Source organism: Sphingomonas floccifaciens (genome assembly GCF_042681125.1).
Classification (GTDB): domain Bacteria; phylum Pseudomonadota; class Alphaproteobacteria; order Sphingomonadales; family Sphingomonadaceae; genus Sphingomonas; species Sphingomonas floccifaciens.
The window spans coordinates 12,369-34,635 of the sequence record NZ_JBHUFC010000016.1; the positions used below are offsets into that span (position 1 = coordinate 12,369).

A 22,267-nucleotide genomic window follows, 5' to 3' on the forward strand; every position below is an offset into this window, starting at 1 on the left:
TATGCGTTTTCAAAATATTCAGAGCCGCCGACATTCATTAAAATACCAGATGCTAATTATATTGCTAAGTGCCGTTGTGCCTTATGCAATAAGGCTGCTTTTTATCAGTCAAGATCAGCCGAGTCTTAACGGGCTGCACCTGACATTGGCGGCCGGCTTACTCGGTGGCGTATTGAGCGTTTTTGCGATACGTAACATCGAGCAATACCCCGGTGTAGAATCTGTGTCATCGGTGTTGTCTTTGACATCGCTGATCTATTGCGGTCTGGTCGTCGTGTTCTTGATTGGTCGTATCGATTATGTGCGTGGCGTTCTGATAGGTAATTATTTACTGTGTGTCGGCCTGCTATTTGCGGAGCAATTCTCTGGATCACAGCGACGGCAGCTTCGTATCGCGATCGTCGAAAGTAAATCAGCTAAGCCTTTTCAGGCCCCGAATATCGAATGGATCATAGTATCCGATCCGGATACGCTGATCGAAAACATCGATGCCTTGACCGTCGATTTGCGCGCCGACCTGCCCGAAGCATGGGAAAGGCGGATCACAAATATCGCGCTGGCCGGAATTCCGGTCTACCATATCAAGCATCTGCGGGAATCCGTGACCGGCATGGTCGAGCTGGAGCATCTGGCAGAGACAAGTTACGGCACCCTATCGCCACCATATCTCTATATCCTCCTGAAGAGGGCTATCGATATGATAGTGGCGGCGATCGCCCTGATCCTGTTCTGCCCTGTTATGCTCGCCGTCGCATTGATCGTCAGACTGGATTCTCCGGGACCTGCGATCTTCCGCCAGAAACGGATTGGGTTCCGGGGACATCCTTTCATCGTTCGAAAATTCAGGACAATGCAGGTGGCGCAGGCGGACGGTGATAGCCGATCAGCCGCAATGACGCGAACCGACGATGTGCGGATCACCCGGGTCGGTGCATTCCTGCGCAAGTCGCGTCTGGATGAGCTGCCACAGCTCATCAACATCCTGCGCGGCGAAATGAGCCTTATCGGGCCACGGCCGGAAGCGGCGGTTCTTTCCGCTTGGTACGAAGACGAGATACCGCTCTACCGTTATCGTCACATCGTTATGCCGGGCGTCACCGGATGGGCGCAGGTGAACCAAGGCCATGTCACAAACGTCGAGGATGTGAAGGCGAAGCTGCATTATGACTTCTATTACATAAAGCATTTATCGCCATGGATTGACATGTTGATCGCACTGCGCACCGTCCTGACGATGATATCGGGGCATGGCGCGCGATGACCGGCATCGCAACGATGCTGGCCGTACGGCTGCGCTAAGCGTTTCGCCAGGGGGAACGCAATGCAGCCGCTCTATCTGATTGCCGTGATAGGTACGCGGCTCATCACTGTGCTGTCGACCTTGACGCTGTCGTATCTTCTCGATCCGCCGGCGCTTGGACGATATGTTCTTGTTGTCACCAACGCCCTGCTCGCGCAAATGATACTGGGTGCGTGGCTGACGTCCATTGCAAATCGTATTCTCACGACTGACGGATCACTAGATCGGGAAGGCCTGTCTTCAATCGCCTCCGCATTGATACTGGTTCTTCTGATCGCAATTGCGACGGCCGCATTCGCCCCACTTCTTGTTCCGATGAATGCGGCGCGTCTCGCATCGGTCATCGCCTTGGCATTCCTGCTCATCTGCTACGACACTACGCTGGCAATCAAGAATGCGGCGGGAGATGAAAGGGGCTACAGCCGTCTGGCCATGATACGAAACAGCACGGCATTCTTGCTGTCGGTTTCGTTTGTGTTGGCGGGGTATGGCTTCGTCGGCGCGGTGGCCGGTCAGATCCTTGGAACCCTGCTTGCCTTGATCGGCATGTCATCGGTAGTCGAAATGTGGAAGGTCGCCCGACCGTCGATGGATACGTTACGGGCGCTGAGGCGGCATATCTCACTAGGGGTGGCGGGGGCCGCCACTCTCGGCATCTATATTGCGGTGAATGCGCCATCCCGTAACATCATGGGGCATGTCACAGGCGTTGCCGGCGCAGGTGTTTGGGCGCTCTGCTCAGACCTGTTTTATGGCCCGCTTGCCGTTATCGGCAACGCATATGGCCTGTCTCAGATACGCCTGCTCTATCTTGCCGCACAGAGCGAAGATGAGAATTCGATTGCCCGCACTGCGCGGGATTTATTCGAGTTCACCCTTTCGATAGCAATTCCTTATGCTATCGGAGGAGCGATCTTCGGGCCGCGGATCGTGGCGCTGGTCTTTCCGGTTGCACAGGCTCCCAACGCGAGCCTGGTCGTCGTACCCGCGATCCTGCAGGGTGCTGGACTGTTGGTTCTCTACAGTCTCGCATCGGTCGGGTTGGCACGGCGGCGGTTCGGACTGATCGTCGCTATGGTCGTCACGACAGCGGCAGCTGCCATGCTTGGTGCCTGGTGGGGCGGCGAACTGACACGTGCGGCATGGTACTCGGCGCTGGCCACTTGCGTAGTCATATCGATCTGGTCAGCCTGGAGTGCGACGATCAGCATAGTCCGTTCGCGCATCCGCGAAATGGCAAAGATATTGGCAGCCTGCGCCGCCCTGACACTGACAGCTATCATAGGGGTGTCACTGTTCGATTTTCCGGGTGGCTGGCTCGTGGCGCTTGGCCTTTCGAGCGTGGCATTCGTCGTCGCAGCGCTGCTGTCGGGCCTGAGCGGGTTTGCCAACGCGTTGCCGCCGCGATTGCGCACGCGACTGACCCGGCATTTCCCTGTCGGTCCGAGTATGATCCCATGATGCCGAACGTGATGATGCTGCGCTCGCTACCTCTTGAGCGTGATTCCCGATCGACCAGGATGGCGCAGGAGTATGAACGACGCGGCTTCCGTGTGACCAAGCTCGTCTGGTCACGCGGCGATCCAGTGTCCGATCAGGCGGACACGGTCGTTTGCGAGGCGGCCGGGGGATACGGCCGGCGATTGCGCGGTCTGGCGGCGCGGTTACGCTGGATGATCTTCATCGTGACGCGGATGATCGCATATCGCAAGCGGTATGGCATCGTCCACGCGGTCGATTTCGACACCGCGATTATCGGTGTTCCTCTGGGCCGTATTCTCGGTAAGACCGTCGTATACGATGCTTTCGACAGTATTGGTGCCATTCTAGGGCAGGGTCGTCTGGGTTCGGTGATGATGTCATTGGAGCGTCGCTGGATATCGGCCGCATCGGTTGTCATCTTTCCTGATCCCGTTCGCCTCACCCAGTACGGCGTCGCCCGGACGCCAGCCACCGCCATCATATCCAATATTCCGGACGTGCCGGATTATGTGCCACAATTATCAAAAAATCATAATATATTGCGTGTAGTCTATATTGGTACTTTGGAAGCGCGGCATCGCGGCCTGGAATATATTCCTGAAATCTGCGAAGCGCTGACAGGGAGAATTGAATTCGTGGTCGGTGGTACCGGTGAACTACATCAATTCTTTATAGATAAGGCGGCGAATATCCGGAATCTGTCGTACATCGGCCATCAGACCTATTCCGATGCGCTTGGCCAAATGGCGAAAGCCGATGTGATGTATGGTCCTTATCTGCTTTCGGCTCCAGCGCATCGTTATGCGTCGCCCAACAAGATGTACGAGCATCTGGTATTGGCCAAGCCGCTGGTGACCAATGTCGGCACTCCACCCGCCGCGCTCGTCGCCGAGGCCGGGAGTGGATTCCTGTTCGATGGGACGCTGGCGGACCTGGTCGCCACGTTCGAAACATTGGATGCGGCCGCATGCAGTGCGGCGGGGACCCGGGGGCGTCGGTTGTGGGACGAGAAGTTCTCGACCTTGCGCCAGACCCAGCTCGACGATTTCTTTCATATGCTCAACGCCTGTTACGGGGCGTAGGGACCATGACGCCAACCAATCCCGATCGCCGGTATGTCCTGTCCGGATTGGGACTGATCGGTGTCAACGCGGCAGCGTCGACTCCGATCAATGAGGATCGGCTTGCCCCGCCCTCCGGTGGGGTCGGGCGACGGATCGAGGGCTTTGGTGCGATCGGTGACGGGAAAGCCGACGATACCCATGCTTTCGAGCGAGCGCTTGCGTCCCTCGGGGCGGGCGATGCGCTCGAGCTGGCGCCCGGACGATCCTATCGTTTGACGCGGTCGCTGGTCTTTCGCCGGCCCCTATCGATCACCGGCGGTACCAAAGAGCATACCCGATTAATCTTCGCCGATGGGAGCTATGCGAGCCTGGGCGGACGGCGGGCGGCAGTCATCCTGCCGCATGAAAAGACTGCAACCGGGGGGAGCGCTCGCCGGACTCATTTTGCAGGATTTACTGTCGAGTGGGTCGGACACCGTGATGTGGAGGTGGATGGCATTCTCAGCGCCACGCCGGCCTATTTCCATGAAGTCGACGTCGTCACTTTCCCGCGGGATGGATTTCATATCGAAGCACAAAGCGAGCGCATCCAAGGCAATGCCAACGGCAGCGCTTTCTTCAACTGTTCGGCGCGCGCCAACGGCGGTAATGGCTTTGCTTTCCACGGCGATGACGCAAATGCCTGTATACTGATCGGGTCGAGGTCATTCGACAATGACGGAGCTGGCTTTTACGATCGCAGCCTTCTTGGCAACAGCTACATCGGAGGCGAGGTCGACGGAAACCGCAGCGGCGGGTTCGTGTCGGATCCCACGCTACCCAACCGTAGCGTCTATATTGCCTGTTATGCGGAGCCAGGACAGAGCTACAACCTAAACAGCCGTAACATGGTGTTTGCGCCGCTCGGCTATGTTAGTGGACACTCCGGCGCGATGCTGCGCACTTTGCCTTCGGGCGAAGTCTTCTCGCGGACGGCGCAGGTGTTTGCGGACGACGAAGCCGGGGCCGCCCGCCCGCCCGGCGCTGCTGGTCGCTATCTCCGCATGGGAACCGGTGGTGTCGATCTGATGCATGGCGACGGGCACCGCGTTCGAATTACCAAGCTTTTATCGGAGAATTACGTCGATGTCCTGAACGGCGACGTTCCCGTGCTGCGTCTCCCGGCCGGAGACATAGCCGCGAACGTCCGGGCTTCGCGTCCGTGGTTGCCGAACGGCATGACGATCGGCGAGAGCGGCCAAGCCGCTATTCTGGGTGCGGGTGCCGCTCCGCCGTCTGCCGGGAGGTTTGCAGCCGGAGCAATCTGGCTCAATGACAAACCGCAACCGGGTAAAGTCATTGGCTGGGTTTGCGTCGCGCCCGGCAAATGGCATGGCTTTGGCCGGATCGAGGCCAATCCTGACCGATGACGGCAATTTGCGTCACGTGCCCGCTCGGTGTCGATGTGCCGAGATGATCGTACCAGGGAAGTGGGAAGACAGAATTGCTGATATATTTGGCAACATACATCGCATTTGCACTGATTGCCGCCTTCAAATTGTGGAAGCCGGCCGGGGGTTACGTCCTGGCATTCATGATATTCGCCTTTCTTACGATATTCATCGGCTATCGTTACCAGATCGGCGTCGACTGGGTCACGTACGAGCTTATTTTTCTTGATGCGTCCAGGAGCACCTTGTTCGATGCGCTGGGGCAGGGGGACAGCGCCTACTCGTTAATCAACTGGCTGGTTGGCCAAGCTGGTGGTCAGGTATGGCACGTCAACTTGATATGTGCGGGTATTTTCAGCGCTGGACTGATATTATTCTGTCAAATCCTGCCGCGTCCGGGATTGGCGCTCGTCGTGGCGGTCCCAACGCTTATCGTCATTACCGCGATGGGCTACACCCGCCAAGCGGCAGCGGTCGGCTGCATAATGCTTGCGTGCCGCGCATTCCACGGCTCGATCAGCTGGCGATGGTTGGGCTGGCTCTGCCTTGGTCTGCTCTTTCACAAATCGACGCTGTTGATATTCCCGCCATTCGTTCTGGCCGCTTCGCGCAATCGCTGGGTCAGCATATCAGTCGGGGGGGGCATCATTATCGCCGCTCTCATCCTCGTTGTCGCACGCGGGTTGGGTGACACTCTGGCTCTCTATCTGGAAGGAGATATCGACTCATCCGGTACTCTGCCACGAATAGCGATCGGCCTGGTTGCAGGTCTAGCCTTTTTCCTAATAAAAGAGCGAAAAGAAATATTTGAAGACCGCTATGCCCTATTCAGGAATATGGCAATGATGATGATCATCATGCTGCCGCTATATTTCATAATACCATCTCGGACTATTATGGATCGTATTGGTATTCTTCTCGTGCCGTTTCAAAGTATGTCATATGCCGGCTTGGCTGCCTCGATCGGCCGGCGGAATCCGATCTACGAAATACCTGCGACAGTTATAATAATTGTTTTGTACGCTATTCTTTTTCTGGTATGGTTGCTATATGCAACATTCGCAAATTACTGGATACCGTACATTAACGTCTGGCAGGTCAGATGGGCGTGATTGCTGATGCGTATCGCGCTTATCGGCAACAGCGCGCAATCGGTCTTGGCGTTCAGGGCATCGCTAATCCGTCGATTGGTCGAGCGGGGGCATCAGGTTCAGGCGTTCGCGCCAGACTATGACGCCCAAAGCGGCGCGGCGGTGGCTGGATTGGGCGCCGAGCCGGTCGGATATCGGCTGCAGCGTAGCGGAACGAACCCGGCCGTCGACTTGGCCACTGTCGTCGAGTTGCGCGCACGGCTCATGGAATGGCGACCTGAAGCAGTCCTCTGTTACTTTATAAAACCGAGTATTTATGGGACGCTAGCGGCTTTCCTGGCGCGAGTGCCGCGCCGGATCGTCATGCTCGAAGGGCTGGGCTACGGCTTTGCAGAGGATGCTGGCGCATCTATCCGCCACCGAATGATCGCCGCGGCGATGCGTGGCTTGCTGCGTTTCGCATTGGCGCGCGCTGACCGGACGCTGGTCCTTAACGAGGATGATCTGTCGGTCGTGGTCACCGATCTCAAGGTGGCGCAGGAGAAGACGACGAACATCGGTGGTATCGGCGTAGAACTCGACACCCTTACACCTAAGCCGGTTGGTGATCGTGCGACAGTCTTTGCGCTGGCGGCGCGGTTGATCGAAGAGAAAGGTGTACGCCAGTATGTCGAGGCGGCTAGACAGGTTCGGCGCCGCCATCCCGATACTGCTTTCCTTCTATTGGGCGAAGTCGACGACAACCCAGGTTCGTTGCAGGCTGCGGAAGTCAGATCATGGGTAGATGAAGGCTTGATCGAGTGGCCCGGACGTGTGTCGGATGTTCAGGCATGGTTGACGCGTTCTGATGTGTTCGTGCTGCCATCCTATTATCGGGAAGGCGTGCCGCGCAGCATTCAGGAAGCGATGGCCCTCGGGCGGGCAATCGTCACCACGGATCATGTCGGATGCCGTGATACCGTGGTGCCTGGAGTCAACGGCTATTTGGTGCCGATCAAGGACGTGCAATCCTTGACCGATGCCATGCTTCATATGGTCGAAGAGCCGGGACTAGCGCAGCGGATGGGCAGGGCCAGTCGTGTGCTGGCAGAGGAGCGTTTCGATTCGAGGCGGGTCGATCATTTGATTATCGACCTGCTGGAGGAATAAATCGGTGGTCAGCAATTTTGCGCGACAGCGGCCTTGGCCGAGCCTGTCGCTAATGCTTCTGGGTGCATTGATCGCGGTCTTGCTGCTGGCCGGGGGAGCGTCGCGTGGCGACGTGTCGGGGCAGGCCGTTACCCGCGGCGCGTCCTGCGCGATATTGATCGTCATCATCGCGTTCGCCAGGATGGGCACCCTACAGACGGTAAAAGGTCCGCTGCTGATCCTTTCGGCCGCATTCGTGCTGATCCTGTCGCACTTAATCCCCTTACCATATGATATGTGGAAACTCCTACCAGGACGAACTGTGTTCGCCGAAGCCGACGTGCTGGGCGGTACGGCCCAATTGTCGCGTCCACTCGCGATCGCCCCGCAATTCGCTGTGAATGCAATTTCGACCTTGACCGTACCCCTCGTCGTACTGCTCCTGATGGCGGGTTTGGATGAGCACGACCGCCGATGGCTGCTAAGTCTCGTGCTGGCGGCCGTCACGATCGCGATGGTCGCCGGGCTGCTGCAGTTCTCGGGTGTCGGGATCGACAATGTCTTCGTCAACGATTCCCCGGGGCAGGTGAGCGGGCCCCTCGCCAACCGCAATCACTTCGCACTGCTTCTGGCTATCGGGTGCCTCCTTGCTCCAACTTGGGCGCTCGCCGACAAGGCAAAAACGGGATGGCGGATACCTACCGCCATTGGACTGGTACCGTTGTTCGTCCTGACCATCCTGGCGACCGGGTCGCGGGCAGGCATGGTGTTAGGAGTGCTCGGCTTGGGCCTTGGTCTGCTCGTAGCCGGGGGAAGAATTCGTACCAGGATACGACGTGCGCCTCGATGGGCGATGTTCGCGCTTGTCGCGGGCATCGTCGGGGTCATCGGAATTTTTGTTCTTATCAGTGTCGCCGCCGACCGGGCGGTGTCGATCGACCGTGCATTCGCGATGGACACAAGCCAGGATATGCGGTCACGGGGGTTGCCGACCGTGCTCGCGATGTTCGGCACCTACTTTCCGACAGGTTATGGCTTCGGCGGGTTCGATGCGATGTTCCGGCTTGGTGAGCCGCTCGAATTGCTCAAGCCCAGTTACTTCAATCACGCTCACGATGATTGGTTGGAATTGGCGATCGATGCCGGCTTGCCTGGGTTGGTGCTGGCAGGGGGGGCGGTGTGCTGGTGGGGATGGTCCACTATCCAGGCATGGCGGAGACGAGCGAACGACGATATCACGATGGCGCGTCTGGGTTCGGCTACGCTGCTATTGGTCATGCTGGCCAGCATCGTCGACTATCCCGCGCGCACGCCGGTTATGATGGCTGTCGTGGCGATTGCGGCAGCGTGGTTGGCGAGCGCGCAAAGGTCGGCGGAGGCGTCTGCTTTACCGCAGGTCCCGTAGCATCTATAGCGCGGCGGCTCCTATATCTTCCGGAAGCTTCCCGAGAGCATGCGAAAAATCGTTACCGCCCTTTTGGTAGTCGTTGCCATATCTGCATGCGCCCGACGCGAGCCGTTGGTGTCCACGAACAGGTTGACCGTCGTCGAAGATACGGCGACGCTGCCTGCCCCGACGCGTCAGGACCTGACGGCGGCGGATCGACCGGCACTGATCGGTCCGCTCGACACGATCCAAGTCGATGTCTTCAACGTACCCGACCTCAGCCGGGAGATTCAGGTGGATGCGAGCGGTCGCATTGCCATGCCGCTGGTCGGAACAGTGGATGCGCGCGGCCGCACGGCAGGCGAACTGGCCCAAATGATCCAGGCGTCGCTCCGCGGCCGCTATGTTCGCAATCCGGAAGTGACCGTCAACATCAAGAGTTCGGTCAGTCAGGTCGTGACGATCGATGGACAGGTCGTCGAACCCGGACTCTATCCGGTCACCAACCAGATGACGTTGTTGCGTGCACTTGCCTCGGCCAAGGGGTTGTCGGAATTCGCACGTCAGGAGGACGTCGTAATCCTCCGTACCGTCGAGGGGCGCAAATTGGCTGGCCTCTACAATATCGCCGCGATCCGCCGTGGTGCGTATGACGATCCCCCGATTTATGCCAACGACGTCGTTGTCGTCGGGGACTCGCCGCAACGCCGCCTGTTCCGCGACTTCGTGTCGCTGGCGCCGCTTCTTGCCGCACCTCTTATCGCCGTTTTGCAGTAAGGCTTCGAACGTCCATGAATCTTATTTCGTCGAACCTGGGCGGTTCTGCAGCCTTTGGGCCCTCGCAAATGCCGGTTGCTTCTCCGGTCGAGGCCGATCGCATCTCGATCCTCCGGCAGTATCTGCGGATTGCCTTCCGCTGGAAGTACGTCATTATCGGCGTGACCGTCGCGTGTGTTCTGCTCGGCCTTGTCATCACGTTGTTGATGACGCCGAAATATACGGCGACTGCAACCGTCGAGATTGCGCGCGAAGCAAATCAGGTGACCAGTTTTCAGGGTGTCGAGCGGGAAACCGGCTCGCTCGACCAGGAATTCTATCAGACGCAATATGGCCTGTTGCGCTCGCGGGCTTTATCGGAGCGTGTAGCGACACAGCTGCGTTTGGTTGATGATCCCAAATTCTATGAACTGTTCCGGGAAAGGGAGGATACTCCCGCATTCCGGTTGATCAATGGTCGATACCCATCGACGGGAAAAGCCGAACGTCAGCGTGTTGCAGGTGAGATACTGCTCCGTAATCTGTCGGTCGATCCGACGCGATTGTCCCGCCTGGTCGATATTACCTTCACCAGCGCGGATCCGAGTTTTTCCGCGCGTGTGGCGAATGCCTGGGCCGACAATTTCATCCAGACCAACTTAGAGCGCAAGATCCAGGCGACGTCCTATGGCCGTAACCTGCTTCAGCGCCAGCTAGCTCTTCAAAAGGAGCGCCTCGACGATAGCCAGCGCCAGCTGGTCGCCTATGCGTCGGCCCAGCAGATTATCAATTTGCCGGCGCAGGGCGGGGGCAGCGGCGGTCCTACGGTTGAGCGGTCGATTGTCGCCGACGACCTTGCAGCTCTCAATGCATCACTCGCTCAAGCGACTGCGGAACGCATTCAGGCGGAGGCTCGCGCACAGCAGGGCGGTCGTGCCGGTGCGTCGGCCGAGGCGCTGCGCAACCAGGCAATCAACAACCTGCGGCAGCGCCGCGCCGAACTTGCCGCCGAATATCAGCGACTGATGGTCCAGTTCGAGCCGGGCTATCCCGCCGCTCAGGCGATCCAGACGCAAATCGACCAACTCGACCGTTCGATCGCGCGCGAGGAAGCACGTGTGTCGGGATCGGTCCAGGCTGAATATCGTGAAGCACAGCAGCGCGAAAGCGCGCTTCAGGCCCGGGTCAATCAACTCAAGTCGAGCTATCTCGATAATCGCCGCCGCAGTATCCAGTACAATATCTACCAGCAGGAGGTGGATACCAACCGCGCACTCTATGACGGCCTGCTTCAGCGCTACAAGGAGGTTGGTGTCGCCGGCGGCGTCGGGGTCAACAATGTTTCGGTGGTCGATACGGCTGATGTACCGCAGCGGCCTTCGAGCCCGCGGCTCGTCCTGAACCTTTTGGCATCGCTGTTCGTCGGACTCGGTCTCGGTGCACTCGCCGCCTTCGCTTTGGAGCAGATGGACGAGGCGATCGCCGATCCGGCGGAGGTCGAGCGGCGGCTCGGCCTGCCGTTGCTGGGATCGGTGCCGAAGGTCACCGACGGCACCGCGCCGCGCGACGAGTTGCTCGACCGCAAATCGGACTTGGTCGACGCCTATCTCGCGATCAACACCAATCTCGGTTTCACTACCGAGCATGGTGTGCCGCGGTCCTTCTCCGTCACCTCGACGCGACCGGCGGAAGGCAAGTCGACCACGGCGCTCGCGCTCGCGACGATGCTGGCGCGTGCGGGCAAGCGGACGATCCTGATTGATGGCGACATGCGTTCGCCATCGGTTCATCACCTGGGTGGGGTCGACCACAATCACGGCCTCAGCAACTTCCTGGCGGGTGAGGACAACATTGAAGCCCTGACCTTCCCGATGAGCGACCTCGGCTTTATCGCGATGTCGGCGGGGCCGATCCCGCCGAATGCGGCGGAGCTGCTGACGGGCAATCGCCTGGGCGTGCTGATCGACCGGCTGCTCGAGCGGTTCGACCATGTCGTGATCGATTCACCGCCGGTCATGGGCCTCGCCGATGCGCCGCTGATCGCGAGCCGGGTAGAGGGCGTCGTCTATGCGGTGGAATCGCATGGTATCCGCTCGAGCCTGGTGAAGACCGCGCTCGGCCGCCTGACCGCAGCGAACGCGCGGATCTTCGGCGGCGTGTTGACCAAGTTCGACGCACGCAAGGCGCATTACGGCTATGGCTACGAATATGGCTATGGCTATGGCCGTGGCGAGCCGAAGAAGGCCTAAGCGGTAGCGATCATGTCCCTTCGTCGCGACCTGGCGCGCCGTTCGCCAAAGGAATGGGGGGTGCGCCTTGTGCTGGCCGTGGCGGCGGCGGTGCTCGGTTACTATAGCGTGACCTTCTCCATCGCGCAGGTGGTGGTCACGAGCGATCCCGAGCTGGCCTTCCGGCTCGCACCCTATGACGGGCGGATCACCGCTGCGCTGTCGGAGGCGCTGTCCGGTGAAGGGGCGACGCCGCAGGATCGCGCTCGGGCCGAGAGGCTTGCCAAGCAGGCTCTGCGCCAGGATCCGACGGCGGTCGCGGCCGCCGCGACGCTTGGCATCATTGCCGATGGCCGCGGTGACAAGGCGGCAGCGCGACGCTACTTCACCTATGCGCAAAAGCTGTCACGTCGTGATCTGCGTACGCAGCTGTGGATGATCGAGGATGCGGTCGAGCGCGGCGACCTGCCGGGTGCTGTTCGGCAGTATGACATCACGTTGCGCGTTTTCCCGACAATGGGAGAATTGCTTTACCCGGTCATGGCCGCGGCAAGTGACGATCCACTGATCCGCGTCGAGTTGGTCAAGACGCTGGCGGCCAAGCCGTTGTGGGGTGAAAATTTCATCACTTTCGTTTCCGGTAATGGTGTTGATCCTCAGTCCACTGCAGCCCTGTTCACCGCCCTGCGTCGTGCGAACGTGCCAGTGCCTGAGAGCGCCCGTGCGGGTGCCATCAATTCGCTGATCGCCGCCGGGCAGATCGACGCGGCCTGGTCCTATTATGCAGCGGTTCATCCCGGCGCCGATCGCCGTCGCGCGCGCGATCCGAAATTCGCGCAAGCTACCGAAAGCCCGTCGCAGCTTGATTGGACGCCGATCAACGACGGGTCCGGCCTGACCACCAGTATCCAGGGTGGCATCTTCGATTTCGCTGCGCCGGCCAGCGTCGGCGGCCCGATGCTCCAGCAGCTGCAATTGCTTCCCCCCGGCAGCTATCGCCTGACCGGACACAGCACGGGGATCGAGCAAGCCGCGGGCGCCCTGCCCTATTGGACGCTGCGTTGCCAGGACGGGCGTGAACTCGGCCGCGTCGAGGTGCCGAATTCGGGCGTCGCCGGCGGCAATTTCTCCGGCACGTTCAGTATACCCGCAGGATGCCCGGTGCAGACGCTGTTGCTGATGGCGCGGCCGTCGGATGCGGTATCGGGTCTGTCGGGGCAACTCGACCGGGTTGAACTGGCGCCGGCGCGGTGAGGGAGATGGCGATGCGCCTGTCCGTGTTGACCGGCCTCGGTGTGGTGCTGATGGGAGTGCCCGCCGTCGCGCAGGTACGTCAGTCGGCGACGACCACCTCCGGCACCGGGACACAGGACGACGAACAACCGGTCGCCCAGCAACAACAGCAGCAGACGCCGCTCCAGACCAACCAGCCCGGCCGTACCGCGCAATCCTCGGCCGGGCAGGTCGGCCAGCGCCAGACCCGCGACACCGCGGCCGAGCAGGCGAGCATCAAGCCGATGGCGCGGATCGCGAGCCGGATCCAGAATCGCGTGCAGAACCGCCTGCGCACCCGGATCGACCGCAATTACGATCCGCAGGCGGGGGCGACCGATCCGTTCGTCGTCGCCGAGGATCAGGCGCGCACGACCGGGCGGCCGCGCTAACGCGGTTTCCGACCAATTTAGGGCCGCTCGACCTTCGGCCCACACCGGTCTGTCAGCGGAGCCTCAGCGCGCCTCCGATGCTTAGGTCGCTTGGTACACGGCGCCCGGGCCGCACGGGATCACCATTTCGGTTCGGGCGAATCTGAACGTCGGACCCCCTAGCACGCCAACCTGGCTCATTTAACCCGGCTTGTCTGGCCTGGCGCAATAGCATCGGCCCTTGCTTCCCTGAGCCACCCGGCGCACCATCGGCCCCGATGGGTATACCCGAAAGCGCCACCCCTGCCCCGCCATTGGTCCGCGCCGCGCGTGTGTATTTGCGGGTGAGTACCGACGAGCAGGATCTCGCGCGTCAGGAAGCGATCGTCGCGAATGCGCGGGGGGCGGGGTATTATGTCGCTGCCGTCTACCGCGAGAAGGCGTCGGGCGCGCGGCCGGATCGGCCCGAGCTGTTGCGAATGATTGACGACCTGCAACCCGGCGAAGTTGTGATTGCTGAAAAGATCGATCGGATCAGCCGCCTCCCCCTCCCTGAGGCCGAACGTCTCGTCGCCGCGATCCGGGCGAAGGGCGCGCGGTTGGTGGTGCCGGGGATCGTCGACCTGAGCGACCTGGTCGCCGACAGCAGCGGCGTCGCCCGGATCGTGCTCGAGGCGGTGCAGGACATGCTGCTGCGCGTCGCGCTGCAGACCGCGCGGGACGAGTATGAGACGCGCCGGGAACGCCAGCGCGAAGGGATAGAAATCGCCAGGCGCGCCGGTCGCTACACCGGGCGCAAACCCGACCTGGCGCACCATCGCCGCATCATCGCGTTGCGCGAGGCGGGCATGAGCATCGCTCGCACTGCCGAACTGGCGGGATGCAGCATCGCACAGGTCAAGCGGGTCACGGCGCAGCATCGCGCGAAGGTTGCTGCGGGCGGGGGCGGGCCGGGTTTGGCGTCACAGGAATCCGACAGCGTGTGATCGACCCGGCGAGCGTATGCCTTCGGATCAATGACGAGCCGTTCTAACCGCCGCGTTCAGCCGGCGAATTCGGTGCGGATCGTCGCCAATCTTGCCGCAACCAGCGCGGTCGTGTCGCGGCTGACGCCGGCATCGCGGGCGGCTGCGTCCCATCCGGCGACCGCGTGGCCGACCTGCTCGACGATCTCGGCGACGCGCTTCGGGGCAATGCCGTGGAGCTTGGCGACGCGATCGACATGGCCACGCGTGGGCATCGCCCCCTCCCCCGCCACCGCCAGATAATGCTCGCCTCCCGGACCATCGGAAAAGGTCAGGTCATAGGCGGGGGCAAGATGCCAGTTGCCGGCATCGTCCATCAGATAGGCATGCTGGCGGCTGTGGTCGTCACGGTTGCCGGCCAGCACGTTGAACACCATGCGAGCAAAGGCGGCGACGACATCTTCCTCATCGCGCGTGATCGCCCGCGTCGCGCGGAGGAACATGTCATAGTCGATCGCGCCCGCGGCCTGCGGCGGCGCCTCGATCGCGCCGGCCAGCGACACTATGTGCACGCGCGCGCCCGCACCCGGCCGGTCGAAACGCCGCGCCGCGAACCACGGCGGGCCGGCGCGGGCCGGGATCAGCCGGGTCTCACCGATGGTCAGCCCGGCCTGGCGCGCCATCACGGCATAGGCCTGTTCGACGGGGCCGATATCGATCGGATCGGCGCTCGCCCGGAACTTCACGATCCACGCCGCATGTCCCGGTGGCAGTTCGCCGTCCCCGATGCTGATCGCACCGTCGGGGCCGAAGCCGACATGCACCTTGGGCCGTGCCCCGCCCGACGCCCCGCCGAGATCCGCGAGCAGGTCGCCGAGTGCACCCCCTTCTCCCCGCAGGATCGCCTGTGATTCCGCTGCCAGCGCGTCGAGGTCGATGACATCCGCTTCCGCAGCCGGGGTGGTCGCGGGCGCGAAGGTCAGGCTGCCGCGGCCATGGTCGCCGACCAGCGCTAGCCGGTCGAGTGCGGACAGGCGCCCCATGTCCACGCCGAGCGCGGCAAGCCGCCGCCGCATGAGGAGTGCTCCCCACCCCTCCGGCAGGCTGTCGGCCAGGAAGCCGTGCAACCCGTCGAAATCGCGCGTGCGTGCCGCCTGCAGGCCCGGCTCGGGCGGATAATAAAGCGGTGATAACCGCCGCCCGTCGGCCACGGCCTGGGCGGACCATTCGAGCTGGGCGACACCGTCCGCAATCGCCACTCGGGCCGCGGAAGCTTCGCCATGCAGCGCGACGAGGAGTGGCTGTCCGGGGGCGAGCTTCACCGTCGCGCCTGTCGCTGATCGCGCAACAGGGCATCCATGCTCGCCGCGGCGGGTGGCGGAAACAAGCTGGTCAGCGCATCTTCACACCGCAGGACCAGCGCTGCCCGGACCAGGTCGTCGATCGACGCCTTTCCCTCAGCCTCCATCCGCCGCCACGTGCGATAGGATACGCCGGCCCGGATTGCGCTATCGGCCTGCGTCAGACCCATAGCCTTTCGTCGGGCACGAATGCGCTGACCAATGGTGATAGCCAGTTCCGACGGCGTAAAAAGCATCGTCCCTATATGGCCGATATGGCGCATATAAGCAAATATATCGTCCTTATATGGACTGTGGTGCGTAGCTGACTTTTGGTGACGCCGCCGCTGTGTCGCCGGCGATGTTCGCGACCGCGTGCTTGTCACCACCCGTGACAATCTCGTCGCTACAGCATCCTCATACCAGAATATACTACTATTATACGTGTCGTCGTGTCGACACATAGACAAGGCTGTGCATTGAGGCTCGGGCGGGATCCGCCCCGCCTCACCCCCCGCTGGAGCGCGTCTCGCTATACTCGCCGCCATCGGCGTGGACGCGTAGGTGGGCGGTCCATTGGTTGAGGCCGCTGGTGCGGATCGTCGAGCGGAGCAGCACGCCCCCTACCCCGCCTGCGCGGTTGGTGCCCGATTGCACCGTTCGGGTGGTGCCGCCGGCGCCCTTGCTTTCGACTTCCAGGTCGAAGCGCGCGTCCTGCGGCGTGCCGGGTGCGCCGGTCACGACGAGGTCGACGCCGTCGGGGCTTTCCTGCACCGTCAGATGGACGGGTTTCGGCGTATCGCTGGCCATCACCGGGGCTCCTGCAAGGGCCGCGAGGGTTGCGGCGAAGACGAGACTGCGCATGTCATCCTCTAGAATTTCGGTGACATCGACTGGACCGCTTCGACGATCTGGCTCACCAGGTCGCTGGTTGCGGCCGCCGCTGGATCGGTGGTCGGCGGGGGCGTCGGTTCGGGCGGTGTGGCGAGGCTGATCGCGGCGAGTGCCTGCGTGTCGAGCGCGTTGGGATCGATGTCGTTGCGGGCCGCGCGCTGCGCGGCGGCGCGGACGCTGCGCGCTTCGCCGCGGTCCTGGTCGAGCAACAGGCGCTGTTCGGGGGAGAGCACCGGCGCGCGCGGCGCCGAGAATTCGGCCGCGCGGGTCTCGATCACCGCGGCGCAGCGCGGGTCGGGCGTATCGGCCGAGGCGCAGCGGTCGCGGCCGCCGACGCGGACCACTTCGGTGCGACGCCCGTCGGCGCGGGTGGCACTCGACGGCGGGGCGGCGGCCGACCGCGTCGCGGGGCCGAGTTGCGGCGACCCCGACGATCCGCGCCGTTCGCGGGTGAGTTGCGGCTGCGGCGTCGCGATCTCGCGCGGGGCGACCTGCACCGCCGCGGGCCGCTGGTCGGGGGTGCGGGACAGCTGGTCGACCGTGTCGGTCCGGCGTGTCGCGGTAATCTGGGTGGCATCGACGTCGGTATATCCTGCCCCCACCTGTCCGCCGGGGGGCGTCACCGTGTCCTGTCGCGGCGCGGTCTGCGGGTGAAGGGCCAGCGCCAGGGACAGGACGATCAGCATCGCACTCACTTCTTCTGCGTGATCATCACAGACTGGCCCCCGCTCTGGCTGATGGCAAGGTTCGACAGGCCATCGCCCTGCTGCGCCCAGACGAGCCGGTTGCCCGAGCCGCTCTGGCTCGCGGTCATCGTGTTGTTGTCGCCGGTCTGGCTGAGGTTGGCGAGATTGTCGCCACCGGTCTGGGTGAGCGTCATCCGGTTCGCGGCCCCCTGCTGATACAGGATCGCGCCGTTTTCGCCGGTCGTCGCCGTCTGGCTGCTGCTGATCGTGTTGGCGTTGCCCGACTGGGTGGCGCGCAGCATGTTGCCGGCGGTGACGCCGCCCTGGGTGACCTCCGCCGAATTGGCGGTTTCGAGCTGGCAGATATCGGCATAGGCGATGGCGACGCCGCTCTGCTTTACGGTCGCGACGTTGCTGGTGCCATCCTGATGGACCGAGGCATAGGCATTGGGCGCGGTCTGGGTCGCGGTCGCGCGGTTTCCCGAGCCGATCTGGGTGATGTAGACGTGGCGGTCGACCACGTTCGCGGCCGTCCGGGCGATTAGTTGTGGATCGTTTCAGATTGAGACAATGCGACGGTTCCGTAACAATCGGCCTGTCTGGTAGATTTCGACCAGCTTTCGCCGCAGAAAAACTTTTTAGGTTTTCAAAAGCTACGAAAATTAATCGGCGCGGAACGCGTCCAGCTGCCGAAACAATTGTTCGCGGCCGGAAACGCCAATCTTGGAGTAGATCTGGCGGATGTGGCTGCGAACGGTATCGATCGAGATACTTTGTTCGTCGGCAACTTCGCGGGCGCTTTGCCCGCCATATAGAGCGATCGCCGTCCGCGCCTCGCTGGCGGTCAGGCCGAAGACATGGTCGAAGCCGAGCAGACTTGGCGGATGGCTGGTACTCGAGAAGCGGACATCGATGCAGCAACCGTCTATCCCGGGGATGCGATGCCCTCGGAATACGCAGAAGCTTGCCTCACCTTCGAACTTCAGCGCCATCGTGTGCGACTCGGTCGTCGTCACGCTTCGCAGGAAGCCGTGGAAGCTGGCGTCATGGTCGGGATCGGTCAGATGGATGACGTCGTGCGCGACGCTCATTCCCGAACACTCCCGAAACAGACGATGGGCGCCCGCGTTCGCCCATAGCACCGTCCCGTCGGGCCGGACGATCATCCTTGGACGATGGTCGGCCGCAAGCCAGGCAAATGCAATCTCCCCCAACGTCGTCAATTCAAAGTCACTCGTGTCGGCCTGCATGGCCTGCCCTCTCCACCGCATCGACCTCGTCCCCACGAAGATCGGATGCGACAATCGACATGCTAAATGCCAAGCTAAATATATTTTCCCGGAATATGTCGCTTGTCAATCCGGAGTCCGGGACAGATGTATGGGCGCGGGTGGCACCAGACCATCGAATATATAAGGAATTCTGCCGATTTTGTAAAAATCGTATGCTAGAACTTGCTAAGCTGTAGCAGTCAAATTGTAAAAATCTATCTACTGATTAAGATCAACATTACAGGATAGCGGCCACACCGAAAAGCGAGCTTTGGATAGTGTGCAAAGGCATCGCTGTGACTTGGGCGTTCGGCATTCTACGAGGATCTAGCAGAGGCCAGATGCGGATTTGATCGGCCGTTGCTCGACGTAAGGGCGGTCAGCAGGCGCGCACGTCCATGTCCTCGCGCGCGACATACCCCACGCCCAGGCGTCGCTCCGCACTGCGCCGCCGCGCCAGCAACATGCGGATGTGGCGCAGCGCGGCGGCTTCGTCGGCGAAGCTCTTCACCAGTTGCTGCCCGCGCCGACCGATCCGGCCCCAGTCGGTTTCGACCACCACCCGGCCGAACAAGTCGCGGCCAGCAACCAGCGACCAGCGGCGGTGGATGTTGCGGGTCCGATCGACCGCGACGAGCTCGATCGGGGCGGGAGGCAGCGTGTCCATGGCCAAGGTCTACGGCCGCGCGGAATCGCCGTCCTACGACTTGTCTGAATCAGTCGGATGTCTGTGATTCATCATGTCGATCAGTTGCCCCGTCGTCATGTCGACAAGCCGACATGACGACGAGTTTGGGGATTTTTCTGCCCCCTCTCCCTTACAGATCGTCCGCTGGCGTGGGCACCGGTTCGCGGACCGCGACCGCCTGGGTGGTCGTCGCGGTGGGATCGTCGCGGCGCATGCCGTTCAGCCATCTGATCCGTTCCTGAACCATCCGCGTGCTGCAGCTGAGGTGCGCGGCTTCGCGTTCGCTCGGGTCGATCGCGGCGGCGGCCGCCTCGACGCGGCAGTCGGCGTCGGTCTTGCGGGTCCAGGCGGTCTGCACGGGTTGCAACTGCGTGCGCGTCGCCTTGTCGAGCGTGCCCCAGGTCGCACGGATCGTCTGCCAGGCGAGCTGATTGTCGACCTTTGCCGATTCCAGTGCCGCGGTGCGCTGTTCGGTGAGCGCTGCGGTTTCGGCGGCGGTCTGGTCGGCGACGGCCTGGTCGGCGGCACGCTTGGCGGTTTCCAGCTTGCTGCGCAGCAGGCTCGCGCCGACCACTTCCTTGGCGAACTGGATCATCGCGGTACCGCGATCGGTTTCGGCGAACACTTTCTCGCCGTCGTCGGTCGGCTGCACGTTGAATTCGATATCGGCCGAGTAGCGGTCGGCGGCGCGTTCGACGTCGTTGTTGGCGGCCAGGTCGGCAACGCTCGTCTCGCCCACTGCACGGCGGGCAGCGTCGGCATCGGCGACGGTGTCGCCCGGGAACCGCATCGCCAGCGTCGCGGTGCAGAAGCGGCGCGAGGAATTGGGATCCTCCTTGGCAGTGCGGATGTCGTCGAGCTTGATGACGACATCGGCGAGCGCGGCGCGGATGCTCGAACGGCTGATCGCACGGCCGCCGCCTGCTTCGCGGAGCTCGTCGGCGATGCCGGCTTCCACTGCATCCCGAATGACGGAAACGAGCGTCGACTGGGCGATGTCGTTCGAACAACCGACCGGTGACAGCGGGCCGCAGCCCGACAGGGCGATCAGGGCCGGAACGGCCAGGGCAAGGGTTCGGATCATGGCAGGTCCACCTTTTCGAAGCGCCGCGCAGCGGCGGCGGGATCGTCGTTTTCGAGGATACGGGCGATGGCGCCGGGCGCGATCGCGGCCGGGGCGCCATAGGGCGTGGCGGTCGCGCTCGCCGGGGTCGCGGCGGTGACGCGGTAGAGGACGGGTGCGCCGCCGATGCCGGCCACCTGGACCATCGCGCCCAAAGGCACGAGCGGCGCCCCGCGGTCCAGCACTAGGCTGCGCCCATCGACCGCGGCGACGCGCAGCGGTGCGATCTGGAAGGCGATGCGGCGTGCGGTCGCCAGCGCGAGCGTCGTCGTCAGCCGGCGATAGTCGGCGGACGCGGGCGTCATGCTGCCGCAGTCGTCCGCACCCACCCGCCGCCCGGCGACGACGTCGCTGCCGACGGTGACGCTGGCCGGGACCACCCCGCCCCAGGCCACCGCGCCGCTCGCCGCGTCACGCACGCGCAGGTCGACGGTGGCCGACAGCCGCGTGCCGCCCACACAGTATCCCGACCCGCCAGTCACGCTGGCGGTCATTCCGCCGGGCTGCACGCGCGCCGACACGATCAGCGTCGGCGCCGGCACGTCGCGACCGTCGCTGGTCGTCGACAGCCGCACGCCCCCCTCCAGCAGCGCCGACATCAGCCGGTCGCGAAAGTCGGGCATGGCATCGGCATCGACCAGCGCGACCTTCACCACCGCCTGCCTCCGCGCGTCCCCCACCGGCTGCGCGCCGGCGGGAATCGACAGGGTGGTCAGCGCCAGCATCAGCGCCGTGGGACGGATCACTTGCGGCGACCCATCGCGCGGATTTCCTCCTTCGAAGCGAGACGCGCGAGTGCGCCGACCGGAATGCCCGCGGCAAAGGCGGAGGCCGGCTGCGCGCGCGACGTGCGCCCGTTGACCGCGGCGACCTTGACCAGGCCGAGCGGCGTCGTCTCGACGTCGAGCACGTCGCCGGTGGCGGGGTCGCGGATCTCCTGCCCCTTGGCGTAGAGCATCATCATCTGGCCGGCGGCGACCGTGCCTTCGCCGTAGTTCAGCACGACGCTGCCATCGGCGCCGACCGCGGCGACCTGCATCGGCCAGATCTTGGTGACGAGGCCGGTCGCGATCTTTTCCGCCGCCGTGCGCAGCAGCGCGGTCGCATCGGTCTGCGCGGCCGATCCGCAGGCGCTGGTCGTCTGCGTTTCGTCGAGCCGCGTCACATAGCGGATCTCGCCCGTGTCGGTGTCGGTGATCTTGATGTCGAGCGCCAGCGTCGTCGCGCGTTCGTTGCACCCGGCGTTCTTGTTGCCGAGCAGGCCGTGGAGCAGGTTGCCCGCGGCATCCGCCCCCGATTTCGCCGACAACGAGGTGATCGTGCCGTAGACGAGGTAATCGACACCTTCGAACCCGCCGACGCGGCCGGGTGTGTTGGTGGTGACCATCCCGCCGCGGGCGCGCGCCTGTTCGCCGGTCAGCTGGCCCATGCGCTCGCGCTCCATCAGGCGGAAGCGCCCGGTGCCGGCGATCGCGCTTTCGATCATCGCGGTCAGGTTCTGCGCCTGGCCGCTGCGGGTCAGGTCGTCGATCCGGACCACCGCGACGACCGGCTTGGCGCTCTGCGCCGCCGCCACGCCCGGAACCAGTCCACCCGTCAGGGCGAGCGCCGCCCATGCCAGCATCGTCTTCATGTTGGTCGTGTCCCTTGGTTGTCACATCCACCCGACGGGAGGTCGGGCGGCTGCCGGGCATGTGCCCCACCCCGGCAGTCGACACGGATCATGACGGGAGCGGTACGGTTTCGGAATCCGGGAGATTCCCGGACCAAGGCTTTGGCGCATCCGGGAAA

Annotated in this window: 22 protein-coding genes; 12 read left to right on the forward strand and 10 right to left on the reverse strand. The window is 62.8% G+C overall.

Annotated elements, in window-relative coordinates; genetic code table 11:
- Position 1 precedes the first annotated feature (1 nt).
- The 12 genes from ACFSC3_RS16960 to ACFSC3_RS17015 all read left to right on the forward strand — a co-directional run bounded on the left by ACFSC3_RS16960 (position 2) and on the right by ACFSC3_RS17015 (position 14,495).
- Positions 2 to 1,261, forward strand: coding sequence for a sugar transferase (locus ACFSC3_RS16960; protein ID WP_380941526.1), 1,260 nt, complete (start codon positions 2 to 4; stop codon positions 1,259 to 1,261).
- Positions 1,262 to 1,321: 60 nt separating this feature from the next.
- The gene (locus tag ACFSC3_RS16965) at positions 1,322 to 2,761 is read left to right on the forward strand and encodes an MATE family efflux transporter (protein WP_380941527.1); all 1,440 of its coding nucleotides are present in this window, start codon (positions 1,322 to 1,324) and stop codon (positions 2,759 to 2,761) included.
- Positions 2,758 to 3,864 carry a glycosyltransferase family protein gene (locus ACFSC3_RS16970; RefSeq protein ID WP_380941528.1) on the forward strand — a complete coding sequence of 369 codons (1,107 nt, stop codon included), beginning with the start codon at positions 2,758 to 2,760 and terminating at the stop codon, positions 3,862 to 3,864. The genes ACFSC3_RS16965 and ACFSC3_RS16970 overlap by 4 nt, the downstream gene beginning before the upstream one ends.
- 5 nt (positions 3,865 to 3,869) lie before the next feature.
- A complete protein-coding gene (locus ACFSC3_RS16975) occupies positions 3,870 to 5,255 on the forward strand; it encodes a hypothetical protein (RefSeq protein WP_380941529.1) in 1,386 nt (461 codons plus the stop codon).
- A gap of 74 nt (positions 5,256 to 5,329) precedes the next feature.
- Positions 5,330 to 6,388: an EpsG family protein gene (locus ACFSC3_RS16980; RefSeq protein WP_380941530.1), complete on the forward strand. Its 1,059-nt coding sequence runs from the start codon at positions 5,330 to 5,332 to the stop codon at positions 6,386 to 6,388.
- A gap of 6 nt (positions 6,389 to 6,394) precedes the next feature.
- Positions 6,395 to 7,516, forward strand: coding sequence for a glycosyltransferase family 4 protein (locus tag ACFSC3_RS16985; RefSeq protein ID WP_380941531.1), 1,122 nt, complete (start codon positions 6,395 to 6,397; stop codon positions 7,514 to 7,516).
- A gap of 4 nt (positions 7,517 to 7,520) precedes the next feature.
- Positions 7,521 to 8,900: an O-antigen ligase family protein gene (locus tag ACFSC3_RS16990; protein ID WP_380941532.1), complete on the forward strand. Its 1,380-nt coding sequence runs from the start codon at positions 7,521 to 7,523 to the stop codon at positions 8,898 to 8,900.
- A 132-nt stretch (positions 8,901 to 9,032) separates the two neighbouring features.
- A complete protein-coding gene (locus ACFSC3_RS16995; RefSeq protein ID WP_380941533.1) occupies positions 9,033 to 9,659 on the forward strand; it encodes a polysaccharide biosynthesis/export family protein in 627 nt (208 codons plus the stop codon).
- Between the two features lie 68 nt (positions 9,660 to 9,727).
- Positions 9,728 to 11,887: a GumC family protein gene (locus ACFSC3_RS17000; protein WP_380941534.1), complete on the forward strand. Its 2,160-nt coding sequence runs from the start codon at positions 9,728 to 9,730 to the stop codon at positions 11,885 to 11,887.
- Positions 11,888 to 11,947: 60 nt separating this feature from the next.
- The gene (locus ACFSC3_RS17005) at positions 11,948 to 13,120 is read left to right on the forward strand and encodes a tetratricopeptide repeat protein (protein WP_380941535.1); all 1,173 of its coding nucleotides are present in this window, start codon (positions 11,948 to 11,950) and stop codon (positions 13,118 to 13,120) included.
- 11 nt (positions 13,121 to 13,131) lie between these two features.
- Positions 13,132 to 13,530 (forward strand): hypothetical protein, encoded by a 399-nt coding sequence (locus ACFSC3_RS17010; protein WP_380941536.1) that lies wholly within the window; start codon positions 13,132 to 13,134, stop codon positions 13,528 to 13,530.
- A gap of 323 nt (positions 13,531 to 13,853) precedes the next feature.
- Complete coding sequence (locus ACFSC3_RS17015) at positions 13,854 to 14,495, forward strand: recombinase family protein (RefSeq protein WP_465270259.1); 642 nt, start codon at positions 13,854 to 13,856, stop codon at positions 14,493 to 14,495.
- 56 nt (positions 14,496 to 14,551) lie between these two features.
- Here the strand turns inward: ACFSC3_RS17015 and ACFSC3_RS17020 are convergent, their stop codons facing one another.
- The 10 genes from ACFSC3_RS17020 to ACFSC3_RS17065 form a co-directional block, all read right to left on the reverse strand.
- Positions 14,552 to 15,796: a type II toxin-antitoxin system HipA family toxin gene (locus ACFSC3_RS17020; protein WP_380941538.1), complete on the reverse strand. Its 1,245-nt coding sequence runs from the start codon at positions 15,794 to 15,796 to the stop codon at positions 14,552 to 14,554.
- Positions 15,793 to 16,098 (reverse strand): helix-turn-helix domain-containing protein, encoded by a 306-nt coding sequence (locus ACFSC3_RS17025; RefSeq protein ID WP_380941539.1) that lies wholly within the window; start codon positions 16,096 to 16,098, stop codon positions 15,793 to 15,795. Before ACFSC3_RS17025 ends, ACFSC3_RS17020 begins: the two co-directional genes overlap by 4 nt.
- Before the next feature lie 223 nt (positions 16,099 to 16,321).
- The gene (csgH, locus tag ACFSC3_RS17030; protein ID WP_380941540.1) at positions 16,322 to 16,678 is read right to left on the reverse strand and encodes a curli-like amyloid fiber formation chaperone CsgH; all 357 of its coding nucleotides are present in this window, start codon (positions 16,676 to 16,678) and stop codon (positions 16,322 to 16,324) included.
- A gap of 8 nt (positions 16,679 to 16,686) precedes the next feature.
- Positions 16,687 to 17,394 carry a hypothetical protein gene (locus ACFSC3_RS17035; protein ID WP_380941541.1) on the reverse strand — a complete coding sequence of 236 codons (708 nt, stop codon included), beginning with the start codon at positions 17,392 to 17,394 and terminating at the stop codon, positions 16,687 to 16,689.
- A 5-nt stretch (positions 17,395 to 17,399) separates the two neighbouring features.
- Entirely contained in the window at positions 17,400 to 17,915 is a 516-nt protein-coding gene (locus ACFSC3_RS17040) for a hypothetical protein (RefSeq protein ID WP_380941542.1), read from the reverse strand.
- Positions 17,916 to 18,056: 141 nt separating this feature from the next.
- The gene (locus ACFSC3_RS17045; RefSeq protein ID WP_380941543.1) at positions 18,057 to 18,644 is read right to left on the reverse strand and encodes a helix-turn-helix transcriptional regulator; all 588 of its coding nucleotides are present in this window, start codon (positions 18,642 to 18,644) and stop codon (positions 18,057 to 18,059) included.
- A gap of 400 nt (positions 18,645 to 19,044) precedes the next feature.
- Positions 19,045 to 19,332, reverse strand: a complete 288-nt coding sequence (locus tag ACFSC3_RS17050) for a WGR domain-containing protein (RefSeq protein ID WP_380941544.1) — start codon at positions 19,330 to 19,332, stop codon at positions 19,045 to 19,047.
- Positions 19,333 to 19,483: 151 nt separating this feature from the next.
- Positions 19,484 to 20,437 carry a lysozyme inhibitor LprI family protein gene (locus ACFSC3_RS17055; protein WP_380941545.1) on the reverse strand — a complete coding sequence of 318 codons (954 nt, stop codon included), beginning with the start codon at positions 20,435 to 20,437 and terminating at the stop codon, positions 19,484 to 19,486.
- Positions 20,434 to 21,222: a hypothetical protein gene (locus ACFSC3_RS17060; protein ID WP_380941546.1), complete on the reverse strand. Its 789-nt coding sequence runs from the start codon at positions 21,220 to 21,222 to the stop codon at positions 20,434 to 20,436. Before ACFSC3_RS17060 ends, ACFSC3_RS17055 begins: the two co-directional genes overlap by 4 nt.
- Entirely contained in the window at positions 21,219 to 22,109 is an 891-nt protein-coding gene (locus ACFSC3_RS17065) for a CsgG/HfaB family protein (protein WP_380941547.1), read from the reverse strand. The genes ACFSC3_RS17060 and ACFSC3_RS17065 overlap by 4 nt, the downstream gene beginning before the upstream one ends.
- Between the last annotated feature and the right edge of the window lie 158 nt (positions 22,110 to 22,267).